This window comes from Streptomyces sp. NPDC051909 (assembly GCF_040681095.1).
In the GTDB taxonomy this organism is placed as follows: domain Bacteria; phylum Actinomycetota; class Actinomycetes; order Streptomycetales; family Streptomycetaceae; genus Streptomyces.
Map to the genome: position 1 here is coordinate 243,865 of NZ_JBFAYA010000004.1, position 16,153 is coordinate 260,017.

At 75.5% G+C, this 16,153-nt stretch carries 9 protein-coding genes; 2 read left to right on the forward strand and 7 right to left on the reverse strand.

What is annotated here, in order from left to right; all coding sequences use genetic code 11:
- The first annotated feature begins 6 nt into the window (after positions 1-6).
- A complete protein-coding gene (locus tag AB0M18_RS08640; RefSeq protein ID WP_365756075.1) occupies positions 7-4,515 on the forward strand; it encodes an aminotransferase class I/II-fold pyridoxal phosphate-dependent enzyme in 4,509 nt (1,502 codons plus the stop codon).
- Positions 4,512-5,267 carry a class I SAM-dependent methyltransferase gene (locus tag AB0M18_RS08645; protein ID WP_365756076.1) on the forward strand — a complete coding sequence of 252 codons (756 nt, stop codon included), beginning with the start codon at positions 4,512-4,514 and terminating at the stop codon, positions 5,265-5,267. The genes AB0M18_RS08640 and AB0M18_RS08645 overlap by 4 nt, the downstream gene beginning before the upstream one ends.
- Here AB0M18_RS08645 and AB0M18_RS08650 read toward each other — a convergent pair.
- Genes AB0M18_RS08650 through AB0M18_RS08680 form a run of 7 tightly spaced genes read right to left on the reverse strand, consistent with a single transcriptional unit; the run spans position 5,242 to position 16,149 of the window.
- Positions 5,242-6,528, reverse strand: a complete 1,287-nt coding sequence (locus AB0M18_RS08650) for a beta-galactosidase (protein WP_365756077.1) — start codon at positions 6,526-6,528, stop codon at positions 5,242-5,244. The two genes, AB0M18_RS08645 and AB0M18_RS08650, sit on opposite strands and share 26 nt — an antisense overlap.
- A complete protein-coding gene (locus tag AB0M18_RS08655) occupies positions 6,525-7,628 on the reverse strand; it encodes a glycosyltransferase family 4 protein (RefSeq protein ID WP_365756078.1) in 1,104 nt (367 codons plus the stop codon). Before AB0M18_RS08655 ends, AB0M18_RS08650 begins: the two co-directional genes overlap by 4 nt.
- Positions 7,625-9,220, reverse strand: a complete 1,596-nt coding sequence (locus tag AB0M18_RS08660; RefSeq protein WP_365756079.1) for a phospholipid carrier-dependent glycosyltransferase — start codon at positions 9,218-9,220, stop codon at positions 7,625-7,627. The genes AB0M18_RS08655 and AB0M18_RS08660 overlap by 4 nt, the downstream gene beginning before the upstream one ends.
- Positions 9,217-10,116 carry a PIG-L family deacetylase gene (locus AB0M18_RS08665; RefSeq protein ID WP_365756080.1) on the reverse strand — a complete coding sequence of 300 codons (900 nt, stop codon included), beginning with the start codon at positions 10,114-10,116 and terminating at the stop codon, positions 9,217-9,219. The genes AB0M18_RS08660 and AB0M18_RS08665 overlap by 4 nt, the downstream gene beginning before the upstream one ends.
- Positions 10,098-11,963 (reverse strand): glycosyltransferase, encoded by a 1,866-nt coding sequence (locus AB0M18_RS08670; RefSeq protein ID WP_365756081.1) that lies wholly within the window; start codon positions 11,961-11,963, stop codon positions 10,098-10,100. The genes AB0M18_RS08665 and AB0M18_RS08670 overlap by 19 nt, the downstream gene beginning before the upstream one ends.
- Positions 11,960-14,371, reverse strand: coding sequence for a hypothetical protein (locus AB0M18_RS08675; protein WP_365756082.1), 2,412 nt, complete (start codon positions 14,369-14,371; stop codon positions 11,960-11,962). The genes AB0M18_RS08670 and AB0M18_RS08675 overlap by 4 nt, the downstream gene beginning before the upstream one ends.
- Positions 14,368-16,149: a glycosyltransferase gene (locus AB0M18_RS08680; protein ID WP_365756083.1), complete on the reverse strand. Its 1,782-nt coding sequence runs from the start codon at positions 16,147-16,149 to the stop codon at positions 14,368-14,370. Before AB0M18_RS08680 ends, AB0M18_RS08675 begins: the two co-directional genes overlap by 4 nt.
- Positions 16,150-16,153: the final 4 nt, after the last annotated feature.

Sequence of the window (16,153 nt, forward strand, 5' to 3'; positions counted from 1 at the left end):
TCCGCCATGCCGCTGCGACAGCCGTCCGCGCCACTGCGCCGCTGGACCGTGCTGTACGTCCTCTTCGTCGCCGGCGTGACCGTCGCCTATCTGCAGATCCCGTCCTGGCACACCGCGCTGTGGGCCCTCATCGGACTCAGCGGCGTCGCCGCCATCCTCACCGGCGTCCATCTGCACCGGCCCGCCCGCCGCTGGCCCTGGCTGGTGCTCGCCGCCGCCAACCTCACCTTCGTCTGCGGCGACACCGCCTACAACGTCCTGGAGGACTTCTTCCACCAGGACCGGCCCTTCCCCTCCGTGGCCGACGCCTTCTACCTCGCCACCTACCCGCTCTTCGCGCTCGGGCTCTACGGCTTCATCCGGCGCCGCGCCGCCGGCCGCGACCTCGCCGTCGCCCTCGACGCGCTGATCCTGACCTCCGGCCTCGCCCTGCTGTCCTGGGTCAACCTGATCACCCCGCTCGCCACCTCCCCCGACATGTCGTGGATCGAGCGCGCGATCTCCATCGCCTATCCGCTCGGCGACGTCCTGATGCTCGCCATGCTCGCCCGGCTGCTGGTCCCCGGCGGCCTGCGGTCCCGCAGTGTGCAGCTGCTCACCCTCGGCACCTGCGGCATCCTCTTCTCCGACGTCGTCTACGGCGTGCAGCAGATGAACGGCACCTGGCAGGTCGGCACCCCCTGGGACCTCGGCTGGGTGGTCTTCTTCACCGCCTGGGGCCTGGCCGCCCTGCACCCCTCGATGACCGGCCTGACCGACCTCGCGCCCGAACCCACCGCCGGGATCGCGCAACGGCGCCTGGCGCTGCTCGCCCTCGCCTCCCTCATCGCCCCCGGACTGCTGCTCTTCCAGTCACTGCGCAGCGACCCGGACCGGGACACCGGCGTCATCGCGATCTTCTCCGCGCTGATGTTCCTGCTCGTCCTCGTCCGGCTGTGGGGCATGATGGCCGACCACCGCAGGGCCGAGGCCCGCGAGCGCAGCCTCCGGATCGCCTCGGCCTCCCTGGTCGCGGCGCTCAGCCCGCGCGAGGTCGCCGCCGCCGTCGAGACCGCCACCACCACCCTCTTCGGGCCCGCCACCCCGCACCACACCATGCTGCTCGCCCGCGACCGGCGCGGCCGGCTCGCCGCCGTGCCCACCGGCCGGTGCCCCTGGAACGTCCAGACCGCGGAACTCGCCGCACCCGACGGCCCGCCCTGGCCGGATCTCCTCGCCGAGGGCAGCCGGCTGCTGCCGGCCGAACGCCTCGCCCCCGCCCTCGCCGGCGCCGTCGCCCCCGAGACCCACGCCCTGCTGTGCCCGCTCGCCCTCCAGGCCCCGGCCGCCGGCGAACCGCTGCTCGGCGCGCTGCTGCTGGCCGGCACCGAGAAGAAGCTGATCGAGATCGCCGGACCCGCCCAGTCCCTCGCCTCGCAGGCCGCACTCGCCCTGGAACGCTTCGGACTGAGCGAGGAGGTCAGCCGGCGGACCAGCGAGGCCTACTTCCGCACCCTGGTGCACAACACCTCGGACGTCATCCTGATCGTCGACGACGACGACACCGTCCGCTACGCCAGCCCGTCCGCGGAGAACATGTTCGGCCGTTCCCTGCTGCCCGGCACCCCGCTCGTCGAACTCCTCGCCCCCGGCGACGCCGCCGGCGCCCTGCGGATCCTCGCCGGCGTGCGCTCCCGCGGCCATCTGGACGCCCGCGACGACTGGAAGCTGCTGCACGGCGGCGCCGCCGACCTGGAGGTCGAGGTCCGGTGCAGCAACCTGCGCGCCGAGCAGACCGTCCACGGCCTGGTGCTGACCCTCCGGGACGTCACCGAACAGCGCAAACTGGAGCGCGAGCTCACCCACCGCGCCTTCCACGACTCGCTCACCGGACTGCCCAACCGGGTGCTGCTGCTCGAACGCATCGAGCGCGCCCTGCTGCGCGGCCGCCGCGAATCCACCCTCACCTGCATGCTCTTCGTCGACCTCGACGACTTCAAGGTCGTCAACGACACCATGGGCCACTCCGTCGGCGACGAACTCCTGGTCGCCGTCGCCCGCCGGCTCACCGCCGTGCTGCGCCTCACCGACACCGCCGCCCGGCTCGGCGGAGACGAGTTCGCCGTGCTCATCGAGGGCGCCCACGACCCCGGCGACGCCGAGGCGCTCGCCGCCGAGATCGTGCACACCCTCAGCCAGCCCTTCCACCTCACCGACGGCGCCGTGTCCGTCTCCACCAGCGTCGGCGTCGCGACCGTCCTCGACAGCGCGCACGCCGAGGAACTCCTCGGCCACGCCGACCTCGCGCTGTACGCGGCGAAGGCCGCCGGCAAGAAGCGGTGGCGGCGCTTCCGGCCCGAGCTGCACTCGCGGCTGGTCGCCCGTCACGAACTCCAGGCCGGCATGGACACCGCCATCGCCGACCACGCCTTCGCGCTGCGCTACCAGCCCATCGTGCAGGTCGACGACGCCACCCTGGCCGGCTTCGAGGCACTGATCCGCTGGCCGCACGCCCGCCGCGGCATGGTCCCGCCCGACCAGTTCATCACCCTCGCCGAGGAGAGCGGCCACATCATGCCGCTCGGCGCCTGGGTGCTCGACCACGCCGCCCGCGAGATCTCCCGCTGGCAGCGCGACCACCCCCGCACCCCGCCGCTGCGCGCCAGCGTCAACGTCTCCGCCCGCCAGTTCCGCGACCCCGGCCTGCTCGACGTCGTACGGCGCACCCTGCGCTCCTCCGGTCTCGCTCCCGGCTCGCTGGTCCTGGAGCTCACCGAGTCGGTGCTGATGCGCGGCGACGAGCAGATCGGCACCACCATGCGGGCCCTGAAGGACCTCGGAGTGTCCATCGCCATCGACGACTTCGGCACCGGCTTCTCCTCGCTCAGCTATCTGCGCGAGTTCCCCATCGACCTGCTCAAGGTCGACAAGTCCTTCATCGACGACATCACCACGGACCGGCAGCAGGTCGCCCTCGTCGAGGGCATCGTCCGCATCGCCGAGGTCCTCGGCCTCCAGGTCGTCGCCGAGGGCATCGAGAACGAGGACCAGCGCGCCCTGCTCGCCGACATGGGCTGCCGTTACGGCCAGGGCTTCCTCTTCGCCCGGCCCATGACCGCCCACCAGGCCGAGACCTTCCTGCACCGCGCCCCCGCCCGGCCCACCCGCATCGCCCGCACGGTGCGGGCCGCGCGGGCGGCCCGGGAGTCCCGTACCGGAGAGGGCACGAGCACCGCCGCGGCCGGGCAGGACGCCGCCTCCCGGGCCGCCCGGCTCGACCTGCGCTGGCGCGACCTGGAACGGCTCAAGCGCACCAGCCCCATGTGCGACGCCGTCATCGACGCCGTCGACGGACGCCGGCTGCGGGTCGGCGACCACTGGCTGGTCGACTTCGCCTCCTGCAACTACCTCGGCTTCGACCTCGACCCCGAGATCATGGACGCCATCGACCCACAGGTCCGCACCTGGGGCACCCACCCCAGCTGGTCGCGGCTGATCGGCAGCCCCCGCCTCTACCCGCGCATCGAGGAACGCCTCACCGCCCTCCTCGGCGCCCCCGACACCCTGCTCCTGCCGACCATCACCCTCATCCACCAGTCGGTCATCCCGCTGCTCGCCGCCGGCGGCGAGGTCTTCGTCGAGGCCACCGCCCACCGCACCATCTACGACGGCTGCGTCGTCGCCCGCGCCCAGGGCGCCCGGCTGCACCGCTTCCGCTCCGACCGGCCGTGGGAGCTCGACACCCTGCTGCGCGAGACACCCGCCGGAGCCACCCGGCTCGTCTGCATGGACGGCGTCAACAGCATGACCGGCAACTTCCCCGACCTGAGCGGAGTCGCCCGGATCTGCCGCCGCCACGGCGCCCTGCTGTACGTGGACGACGCGCACGGCTTCGGCGTCATCGGCGAACGCGGCCCCGGCGAGACCAGCCCCTACGGCTCGCGCGGCAACAGCCTGGTCCGGCACCTCGGCGAGAGCTACGACGGCCTCGTCCTCGTCGGCGGCTTCTCCAAGGCGTACTCCTCGCTGCTCGCCTTCCTCGCCGTGCCGCCCCGCCTCAAGGACCACCTCAAGGTGGCCGCCGCCCCCTACCTCTACTCCGGGCCGTCCCCGACCGCCTCGCTCGCCACCGCCCTGGCGGGCCTGGACGTCAACGAGCGGCGCGGCGACGCGATCCGGGCCGATCTGCACCGCAAGACCGCCCGGGTCCTCGACCACGTCCGCGGCCTCGGCATCGCCACCCCCAACACCGACGGGCTGCCCATCGTGGAGATCCCGCTCGGCGACGCCGCCGACCTGGAGGCCGTCGCCGGCTTTCTCTGGGAACGCGGCATCTACGTCACCCTCGCCAGCTATCCGCTCGTACCGCGCGACCGGGTCGGCTTCCGGCTCCAGATCACCGCCGCCAACACCGACGAGGAGATCGAGCAGCTCAACGACACCCTCACCGCGGTGTCGCGGCGCTTCGCGCTCCAGCGGCAGGTCCCCACCGGCCCCGGCGCCGTCCCGGCCGGCCGGCCCCCGGAGCCCCGGTGACCGGCCGCGGCACCGCCGCCGTACGCCGGAACCGGGACGCGGACTGGGACGCCTGGCCCGTCGCCGCCTACCTGGCCGAGAACTACCGACAGGTGCACCCCTGCGACCGGGGCGTCATCCACCACCACTCCGTCTTCTACCGGCAGTTCGAGCCCGGCGCCCTCGCCCGCACCCTCGAACTCGGCGCCGGACCGAACCTCTACCCGCTGATGCTCGCCGCCGGCGCCAGCCGCCGCATCGACGCCCTCGAACCCGGCGCCGCGAGCCTCGACTACCTCCGGCGCCAGCTGACCCACGGCCCGGAGGACAGCTGGCAGTCCTTCTACGCCCTCGCGCGCGCCCTCGACCCCGCCCTGCCCGCCACCCTCGCCGAGGCCCTGACCCGCGTCCACGTGCTGCCCGGCGACGCCGCCGGTCTCCCCGAAGGGCGGTACGACGCCGCCTCCATGAACTTCGTCGCCGAGAGCGTCACGGAGGACCGCGCCGAGTTCACCGTCCTGTGCGACACCTTCGTCCGCGCCGTCCGCCCCGGCGGCCGCCTGGTCGCCGCGTTCATGGAACGCATGCCCAGCTACCGCATCGGCGGCGGTCCCGTGTGGCCCGCCTGCCCGGTCGACGAGACCGCGCTGCGCGCCGTGTTCACCCCGCGCACCACCGCCCTGCGGATCTCCCGGCTCGCCAAGGACCGCACCCTGCCCGAGTACGGCGACACCGGCATCCTGCTCCTCACCGCCGAGCGGCCCGCTGCCTGACCATCGCCGCGTAGTCCGCGAGCGACGAACCCGGCGTGCCGTCGTACAGACTGCGGTCGAAGGCCCACATCAGATCGCCGAGCCGGCACGAGTCGAACTGGTGGAACGCCGCCGCCATCACCTCCGGCCCGTACGCCGCCACCTGCTGGCCGGCGCTCTCCCCGTCGATCCGCCCGAAGCCCTCGGCGCGCGCCACCGCCACCACATAGCGGGTCGACGACCAGGCCCGCAGCGTCGCGTCGGAGGCCGTCCCCACCCGGCTCGGATCGTCCGGCCGGCAGCCGTTGTCCGAGGGCCGGCCGGTGCCGTCGACCAGGGCCGTGGTCACGACGCGGACCTGCTCGCCGTGGTCGAGCAGCCCGAGGGTACGGAAGAAGCCGACGCCCCGGCCGACCAGTCCGATCGCCCGGGTGCCGTCCAGACGCGCGGCGACCGCCGCCGCGTAGTCGGACGGATAGAAACCCGCCCCCGGCACGAGGACCTTCACCCGCCCGTGGTGCCCAAGCCCGGCGAGCAACTCGATCTCCCAGTTCACCGCGTCGGCGAGGGAGTTCAGATACCAGTCGTACCAGCGGGCCACCTGGTCCTCGGTGAAGGGCGCTCCCCGGTACGTGCGCTCCCCGGGCCGCCAGCCGGGATACGGGCTCGCCGCCTGGGCGTGCCGGTCGTAGGCCCAGAACTCGCCGGTGTCCCGCCCGCCCGACAGCGCCCGCGGATACGCGAACTCGCCGTTCTCGTCGATCCCGAGCCGGACCGTCCACACCCGGTCGAGCCCGATCCGCTCCCGCACCCGCGCCACGTACGCGGCGACCTCGCCGCGCACCGGGTCGCTGAACACCACATTGGGGACGGCCGTGCTGCGCTCGCCGAACTGGTTCACCCACACCGACTCCGGATGGGCGCTCGCCAGCCACCGCGGCGGGTGGTTGAGCCCGAGCCCCGCCTCCACCTTGAGACCCGCGTCCAGGAAGGCCCGCAACCGGCCTCGTACCTCCCGCGCGTACGCGTCGTCGTACACCCCGCGCTCCGGCTCGAACCGGCTCCAGTCCACCTGCAGATGCGCGACCCGCAGCCCCTGCGCGTACTCCTCGGCCGCCCGCTCCGGTGCCGTCTGGAGTGTCCCGAACAGGTGCGGTCCGGGCGGCGGCCCGTCGCGGCGCAGGGTGCCGAACGCAGCCGCCACCAACGAGAACAACACCACCGCCGAGGCCAGGCCGAGCAGCACGGGCCGCCGTACCCGGGACCCGTGCGCCCGGGTCACGACAGCAGCTCCCGGTACAGCGCCGCGTAGTGCGCGGCGAACCGCTCGGGACCGAAGTGCTCCTCCACCGCCGCCCGGCCCCGCTCGGCGAGCACGTCCCAGGACCGCGGCTGGTCGAGCAGCCACACCAGCTGCTGACCGGTCCGCCGGGCGTCGCCCGCCGGCGCGCGCAGCACCGCGTTGCCGAAGTCGGCGAACTGCGGCAGGTCGCTGAGGATCGCCGGCCGCCCGGTGGCCAGCGCCTGCAGCACCGTCAGCGGGATGTCCGCCTTCCCGCCGATCGACTCCGGCGGGAACAGCAGCACGTGCGCCGCCGCGATCAGGCCCGCCATGTCGTCCACATAGCCCCGCACCTCGACGTCCCGCAGCCCCGCCGCCCCGGCCCGCTCGCGCAGCGCCTCCTCCAGGGCGTGCCGGTCCTGCCCGGGCCGCCCGCGCATCGCGAGCACCAGCCGGAACACGGCGCCCGCCCGGGCCGCCTCCGCCGCCGCGTCCACGGCGACCTCCGCGCCGCCGTCCGGGTCGTGATGCCCCGCGAACAGCACCAGCGGCAGCCCGGCCGGCCGGGGCCGGGACGGCCAGTGCTCCAGCGGGATCATCGGCGGGATCACCCGTACGTCCCCGAAGTCCGCGGCCCGCAGCCGCCGCGCCATCGACTCCGACAGGGCGACCGTGGTGCCGAGCGGCCGGGTACGGGGAAGCAGCCGCGGGTCCATCACACCCGGCACCGTGTGCACCACCGGCCGGGCCCCGAGCAGCAGCGGCCGCAGCCACGAGAACGCCGGGAAGGTCCGGCCGATCGTCAGGAAGGCGTGCACCAGGTCGCAGCGCCGCGCGTGCACCGCCCCGGCGAGCGCCGACTGCGCCCGCTCGGGCACATGCGGCACACCGTCCCGGGACAGGATCCGCACCGGGTGCCCGCCGTGCGCGGCCGGCGGGGGCCGGCCGCGCCGGTGCGGCCACTGGGCGAACCAGGTGAACTCCACGTCGGGCAGCGCCCCGAGCACGTCCGAGGCGAGCCGCACGTCGGCCCCGTCCGCCCCGTCCAGCGGGCTGCTGGTCAGGAGCAGGACGCGCGGGCGGCGCGGGGTCGTGCTCATCGCGGGCCGCCCGGCACCGGCCCCGGCGGCGGCAGCTCGTACAGCGCGAGCGTGCCGTAGGTGTGGCCGTCGACGGCGAACAGCAGCCGGGCGTCCCGCGTCAGCTGTCGCACCTCGGCGGGTGTGGACCGGCCGTAGCCCTGGTCGATCACCTTCCACGGGACGATCGCGTACCGGGCCTGGTGCACGGCCCGTTCACCGGGCGAGACCCAGTTCCCGAGCCGGTAGGTGTCCTCGAAGGTCCAGTAGCTGACGCCCCGGGTACGGGCGCCGTCGACCGTGACGATGCCGCTGCCGGGCGGCACGTGCGTGCGCAGATAGGCGTCCAGCCTCACGAAGCCGTCGTCGGGCGTGCCGCGCTCCCGCGCGTACACCGTGGCCGGCACCGCGAGCACCGCGACCAGGCCCGCGACCACCGTGGCCCGCAGCGCGGGCCGGCCGCGCGGCACCGGCACGGTCACCGAGAGCGCCACCAGGTTCGGCACGAACAGCAGGTACAGCGCCTGCTCCTCCAGGGTGCCGATGCCGAGCGCGTACGCCAGGGTGAGGATCGCCGAGGCGTGGAACAGCACCAGGAGGCGGTACACCGGCTCGCGTCGGCGCAGCAGCAGGACCAGCGCCACCGGGGTCAGGAGCAGCAGCAGATACGTGGTGGCGTAGCCGGGGAGCTCGGCGGCCAGCCGGCCCGGGAGCGAGGGCGTGCCCGGCGCGTTGAACCCGGTCTCCTGCACGATCCCGAGCAGCCGGCGCAGGCCGTGCGTCTTCTCGTCCCAGAACTCCGCGCCGTGCCCGAAACCCGCCACGAGCGCCACATAGACGCCGTACGGGACGACCGAGGCGGCGAGTGCCGTCGCGGTCAGCCGGCGCGGCATGCCCCAGCCCAGGGCGAGCGCCGCGAGCAGCGGAAGCACCGTGATCAGCGCCGAGTGGTCCTTCGTCAGGACCGCGAGGCCGAGCAGCAGCCCGCCGAGCAGCGCCCGGGCACGGACACGGGCGCGGGCCCGCGGCGGCGGATCGGCCCGGCACAGCGGTACGAGCACCAGGACACCCGCGAGCACCCACACCATCGTCTCCGTCTCCAGGAGCACCCGGTCGTTCTGCCGGATGCAGAACTGGTCCAGGGCGAAGAGGAGTCCGGCGACCAGGCCCGCCGGGCGCGAGCGGACCCGCGCCACCAGCGCCACCAGGAGCGCCGCCGTCACCCCGGCGAGCAGCGCGTTCAGCACCCGTAGCGAGTGCACCTCGGCGAGCACGTCCTGATGGGTGCCGACCAGCTTCATCCAGCCGGCCTCCAGATAGAAGAAGCCGGGCGGATGCAGGAAGAACAGGCCCTCGGAGGTGCCGGGGAAGCCGCCCCGTGCGGCGCCGCGCCCCAGCTCCTGGTAGATCACCTCGTCCACGAAGACGTCGCCGGCCCGGCTCACGTTCACCAGGCGCAGCACCACCGTCAGGACCGCCACCCCCAGGGCGTACACGGCGGTCGGCACCGGGCGCAGCCGGCGGCGCGGTGCACCGACGGGCGGCCCGGGCGGCTCGGGCGGTTCCTGCGCACGGTCGGCCGCGCGGGCGGCGGAGGCACCGGAGAGGGTCATGACGCACCTCCCGACGGACGGTCCGGGGCGTCCCCCACCACCCCGGCGGGAACCAGATAGACCTCGGGGACGCGCGGCACCGTCCCGTCCGGGAACAGCGCCCCGACCTGCGTCCGATAGCCCCGCACCAGCTCCGCCTTGGCGTCGAGCCCGCGCGTGAAGGGCAACTCCGTGGCGGCGAGCGGACCGGTGAACGCCGGATCGGGAGCCGCCCGCAGGTTGTACGGGAAATCGCTGTAGAACACGGCCGGAAGGCCGCTCAGCACGGCGGCCGTGCGCACCAGGACATGGTCCGCGTGACCGCCCACGCCCAGCGGCGCGAGCAGCACGCCCTGCCCCGGCGCGAGCAGCTCCCGCACCGTGTCCGTGACCCGGCGCAGCGTCTCCGCGTCCCGCGGTGCGACCCGGCCGCGCGCCAGGTGCAGCCGGTAGGTCGGGTACACATGCCCGATCTCGGGCACCAGCCGGGCCGCCCGCCGGCGCCACGTCGCCGGCTCCGCGTCCCGGCGGAACAGCCCGTCCACGAAGCCCGCGTGGAAACGTGTCACGCCGAGCCGCCCCAGCACCGCCGCGTCCTCGGCGCGCCGCGCCGCGTACAGCTCCTCGGCGTCCACCGCGTCGGTCTGCCGCAGGAACCGGCGGGCCGACAGCGTGTACGGCGGGGGCGCGGCCTCCGTGAACACGGTCATCACCGTCACCGCCGTCCGGTCGGCGAGCCGGCGCAGCAGCGCCCCGCAGGACAGCACGGCGTCGTCGGGGTGCGGCGAGAGCACGAGGACCTCACCGGTCCCGGCCAGCGCGGTCAGGGCGGCCAGCGCGGACGGCGCCGCGGAGGGAGCCGTCTCCACAGGCGATGCGGGCGCCGCGGTCGGCGGGGTCAGGGGCCGGTCTGCCATGGCACTCTCCGATCCTTCCGCGGCCGCCGCGCCCCGGCGGGGCCTTCCACGAGCCGCCGGGTCAGCGCCAGATAGCGGCCCGTCATCTCGTCCCAGGTGTAGTGCTGCGCGGCGAGCCCGGCCTGTCGCCCCAGCCGGCAGCGCAGCGCCGGATCCGTCGCCAGCGCCCGCATCCGCTCCCCGAACGCCGCCGTGTCGAACGGCGCCACCGCCACGTCCCCGCCGCCGCGCATCCAGCGCAGCGCCGGCAGGTCGAAGTGCAGCACCGGCTTCCCGTACGACATCCCCTCCAGGGCGACCAGACCGAAGGTCTCGTGCCGCGAGGGCAGCACCAGGAACGCGCTGTCCCGCAGCAGCCGCCGCTTCAGCTCCTCGTCGGCGTACCCCACCACCCGCACCCCGAGGCCCCGCCCCGAGAGCAGCTGCCGGAGCCTGCGCTCCTCGGCCGGGGTGCCGGCGCCCGCGAGCACCAGCTCCATCGGCGGCCGGGCCGTCTCGTACGCGTCGAGCAGCAGGTCGATCCCCTTGGTCCAGATGTCGATCCGCCCCAGGAAGAGGATCGAGTCGCCGCTGCCGAGCCGGGCGTCGTCGAGCTGACGCTGCTCCACCCCGTTGGCGATCACCTGCACGTCGGCGCGCGGGCTGAGCCGCCGCACCGCCGAGGCGTCCGCCTCGTTGAGCACCACGATGTGCCGGTAGCAGCGCATCCCGATCCGCTCCACCACGAAGAACGGCAGGTGGTAGCGGCGCCACAGGGCCTCCGCACTGCGCCCCTGGTCGATCCCGACCACCGGCGCCCGGGACACCAGCGGCAGGAAGCTCGTCGAGAACGGCGGGGTGAAGGACTCCAGCCACACGTCGTGCGGGAGCCGACGCGCCACGAACGGCAGCAGCCCGAGGAACAGCAGCTGACCGGCGCGCGGCCCGGCCCGGCACACCGGGAGGCGCACATGACGGATGCCGTGCCGCCACACGCTGCCGCCGGACCGGCCGGCCGTCACCACGGTGACCTCGTAGTGCTCGGCGAGCCGCCGGGCCAGCTTCTCCACCACCAGCGCGCCGCCGCCCCGGTAGTCGGAGTTCTCCGCGTCGTCGTAGACGGACACCACGACCCGCTCGCGCCGCCGCGGACCGGTCGGCCGCGGCGTCGGCCGCACCGCGCCGAGCACCTGCTCCAGCGCCTCGCCCGCGACCTCCGCCGGGGGGCTCTCTCCGTCGATCCGGACCACCCGGGGCAGCCGCGCCGCCCAGCCGCGGTGCCGCGCCCACCAGGCGGCGGGGGAGCCGGTGCGATGCTCCCAGCCGCGCTCGGCGAGGGTGTCCGGCAAGGTGTCCGGCAGCAGCGTCAGGTCGTAGCCCTCGGCGGTCCTGGCGAAGCGCCGGGTGGCGCCCCGGTCCGGCGGCAGACCGAACTTCACCAGCCCGTCCAGCGGGCCGCGGTCGGTCAGCACGACCACCGGGCGGCCCCGCGCCACCGCCGAGACCGCCCGGCGGGCCAGTGCGATCCGCAGGTCGAGCTCGCCCGCGTCGAGGTACGCGTGGGCACGGCGGAACCACGATCCCCGGCGCTCGGGACACGCGGTCCGCCGGGCCCACCCGCCCGCCCCCGTCCCGCCCGGCTCCTCCTCCCTCACCCCCGGGGGAACCGGGAACCAGCGGCAGAGCACACACCCGTAGCAGTGGACGGTCGCCACCGCGAAGCCCCGCTGCCGCAGCAGCCCGGCCAGCGCCCGCACCAGGGACGACTTCCCCGTGTGGTCGGGGCCGGACACCGCGACGAGCAGCGGGGGCCGCGGCCCGGCCTCCCGGCCGGAGTCCGGGGGAGCGCCGTTCAGCAACCTGGTCATGGCTCCCGCCTCCGTACGCGCTTGGCGACCACGAGCGGCACCCGCAGCGAGGCCTCACGGGCCGCGGTCCGCACCCGCCCCCGGCCGAGCAGATGCCCCGAGTGCTCCGCGCCGACCCGCAGCGAGGTGCCCACCGGCAGCGGCAGCGGAAGGGGCACCGGCTCGCCGCGGTCGAGCCGCTCCATCGCGGCCAGCGCGGTCGCGAGCGCCCGGTCGCCGCCGGCCGCCCAGCCCTCCCGGGCCGCCTCACGGCGGGCCTCGGCGACCACGGCGGGGCTCAGCAGCTCGCGCAGTGCGAGCAGTTCGGACAGATCGAGCGTCAGATTCTGGAAGAGGGCGTGGGCCAGCCAGATCCGCAGCCGGTCGGCAGGACACGGCACCAGCCAGGCGGCCGGCCCGTCGCCGTCCGGGGGACCGGCCGAGGGGGCCGGGCGGGCGCGGGCGAACAGCCGGTCGGTCGGCACCACCGGGACCCCGAACCACGAGACGGCGGTGTGCAGATGGGCCGCCGGCCCGCTCACCGGATCGAGCAGCACCTTGGTGGAGCGCTCCAGCCAGTACGACTCGCGGCGCACGTACCAGCCCGTGAGGGCCCGCTGCGCCTGCCGCCAGCGCCCGGTGGGCACCACCAGGTCGAAGTTGCCGTACACGTAGTCGCCCGACAGATCCGCCTTGATGAGCACGGCGGGGATGCCGGCGGCCCGCAGCCGGGCGGTCGACTCGGTCAGATTGCGCCGGAACAGCCCGGTCGCCGCCGCCACCTCGGCCCGGGTCGCGGCCAGCCGCTCCGGGTACGCGCGGGCGAGGACGCCCTCGACCTGGTTGCGCCGGGCCACGGCGAGCGCGCCGAGCAGCTCGGCGTCCGTGGCGGGCCCGGGCCGCCCGCGCCACACCGCGTCCACGAGAAGACGTACACAGCGCCGCTCGTCCGGTGGTGGGGGGAGGGGGCGTACGGGGACGGGCGCGGGGTCCGGCTCCGGCAGCGGGGCGTCGCCCGTCGGTTCGCTGCGGCGGCCGAAGAACCTCCACAGCGCCGCCCCGGCGACCACGACGGCGGCGCACAGCCACGCCACCGGCAGCGGCCGCAGCGCCACCAGGCCGCCCGCCACGGCCAGGAACCACAGGGGCCGGACGCCCAGCCCCGGCCGCGCGCGTGGGGCGCCGAAGCCGTGGCGCCGGGCGTGGCGCGCGGCGAGCAGCAGCAGGGCCGCCAGGGTGCCGCACAGGCCGCCGACCGCCGTCCCGAGGACGCCCGCCGCCGCCCAGCCGGCCGCGAGCCCCGTCACGTAGAGCACCAGTCCGGCCAGCAGCGGTCCCAGGCAGGCGTAGTCGTTGACCGCCTGGCAGAACGTCACGAGCAGGGCGAGCGCGCCGAGCGCGAGACCCGCGACGGCCGTCAGCGCGAGGAGCGTGCCGACCTGGGCGTACCCGGCGGGGAAGACCCGGTCCAGGACGGCCTGCGGCACGGTGGCGGCCACGGCGGTCAGCGGCACGGCCACCGTCAGGTACATGCGCAGCGCGTCGCCGGCGAGCGGGGTGCCGGCGCGGCGCCGGGACAGCGCGGGCAGGAAGGCGATGGAGACGGCGCCCGCGAGGAAGAGCGGGACCCGGCCGATCATCACGGCGGCCTGGTAACTCGCGGCCGCCGCCCGGTCGGTGGGCAGCACGGCCACGAGGATCACGTCGACGGCCGCCATCATCGCCACCACGCCCTGCAGCGAGGCGACCCCGACGGCCCGCCGCCACAGCGCGCGGTCGGCCGTGGCGGACAGCCAGGGACTGCCCGTGCGTCCGCCGTGGAAGCGGCGCGGCCGGAAGAAGACGTACGGCAGCACGGCGATGCCGAAGGCCGCCAGCGCGCCGGTCGGTCCGAGGTCGAGCACGGCGACGAGGAGGAGCCCCACCACCAGCTTCAGGACCGCCTCGGCCGTGGTCACCAGACCGAGCGTGCGCAGCCGTTCGGTGCCCTGCAGCCAGCCTGCGCTGACCCGGGTCACATAGATGAGGAAGGTCGAGGCGGCGATGACGAGTGTGGTGCTCGCACCGGCGAACCGGGCGGCGACGCCGCCGACCGCGAGCGCGGCGACCAGCCCGCCCGCGACACCGGTGACGATCGCGAACCGCACCGCCTCGCCCCGCTCGGCCTCCGACCGCGCCCGCGCCAGCGCCTGCGCCAGCATCCACGGCACGGTCACCACGGCGACCGCCGCCGCGCACACCACCAGCCCCTGCCCGGCCGCGAACACCGCGTACGCGCCGACGTCGAGGAGGCGGGTGAGTGCCAGCGCGTACCCGTAGTTGAGAACGCCGACCAGCACCGCACCCGTAGCGATCCACCGCGCCCCGTGCACCGCCGTGACCTCGTCCGGCAGGACGGCGGCGCGACGGGCGAGCGGCTCGGCGGTCATGACCGGCCCTCCGGGGAGAGCGGCCGGGACCCGGATGCGGGGGCCGGGCGGGCCCCATCGGCGGGCGGCCCGGCCGGGCTCCGGCTCCCGCCGGGCGCGGCGTTCGGGAGGATGCCGGGCTTCGGGGCCGGGCTCCGGTCCGTGGCGGACTCCGCCTCCGGGCCCCGGCCGGTGGCGGGTTCGGTTGTCGCACCCCGGTCCGTGGCGGGTGCCGCCGTCGGCCGGCGGCCCGTCTGCGGTGCCGCGGCCCGGTACGGCCCCGGCGGTCCCGGGTCCCTCCCCGCTTGCGGGGTCCCCCGCCCGCCCCGCTCCGTGAGGCGCCGGGACGGCCCGCCCACCAGGACGTCCCGGGCGCCGGCCAGGGAGACGGCCGCGTCGTGGACCCCGAGGCGGGCGAGGGCGGCGAGGGCCTGGACCTCGTCGCAGCCGTGGAGCAGCACCTGGAAGGCGTCGCCCTCGCGGGTCCACGTGTCGGTCTGGCGCAGGGCCTCGGCGGCCACCCGTTCCGTGGCCTCGGCGTCGGGGGCGGTGAACCGGCCCAGGACGGCGAGGTCGTTGGCGCCCCGGCGGGAGCGGCGGTGCCGGTGCACCCGGCGGAGCTCCTCCAGGACCACCTCGGCGAGCCGTTCCGCGCTGGCGTCCCAGGAGAACGCCTCGGCCCAGGCGCGGCAGCGGGCCGCCGTGAGCTCGCGGGCGGCCGGGTCGGCGAGTTCGGCGAGCGCGGCGGCCACGCCGTCCGCGAGGTCGGCCGACGGGTCGAGCAGCCGCCCGTTGACACCGGGCTGGATCGCGTCGCGCAGGCCGGGCACGTCGTAGGCGAGGGCGGGGGTGCCGACCGCGTTCGCCTCGATCACGGTCAGGCCCCAGCCCTCCGCGACCGAGGGCACCACGGTCAGCCACGCCCGGTGGAACAGCTCCGCGCGCCGCGCGTCGCTCACATGCCCGTGGAAGACCACGGCGGACGCCACGCCGAGTGCGGTCGCGAGCTCGCGCAGCGCGGGCAGTTCGGGACCGTCGCCGCACAGGTCGAGCCGCAGCGCCGGGAACCGGCGCAGCAGCGCGGGCAGCGCCCGCAGCAGCAGGTCCACCCGCTTCTGCGGCATGAGACGGCTCACGACGGTGAGCGCGGGCGTGGTGCTGCGCGCCCCGGCCGGCTCCGCGGGAGCTCCGGCGGGCCGTCCGTTGGGCACGATGTGCAGCGGGTTGCCGAAGCCGAGGGCGCGGCGCGCGCCCTCCCGGGTGGAGGGGGAGACCACGACGATCGGCCGGCCCCGGTAGACGCGCCGGCTGACCTGCTTCTCCAGGAGCCGGCCGAGTGTGTTCAGCGGCCAGTGGAAGCGCAGGTCGAACTGGTCCTGGTGCACGTGGTGGATGACGCACACGTCGGCGGTCCAGCGCGGGGTGAAGAGCGGGGAGAAGAACGGGATGCCGTTCTGGAAGTCGACGACGGCGTCGTACGCGTGCCGGTTGCGCAGCAGGTGCGCCGCGGTCGCCGCGTACACACCGAAGGTGCCGCCGGCGCGCACGATCCGCAGGCCGTCGCGGTACTCGCGGGCGGGCGCGCCGGGGTAGCGGGCGGAGACGAAGGTGAGGTGCGCGCCGGCCGCCGAGAAGCGGCGGGCGATCTCGTGCGCGTACGCCTCGGCGCCGCCGGCCTCCGGGTGCCACGGGTCGCGCCAGTTGAGGAAGGCGATGTCGAGGAGGGCGATCCGGGCGAGCGCGCCGTCCGCACCGTGGCGTACGGCGGTGGGCGACGGGGTCGGGGCGGCGCTGGTCACGGTC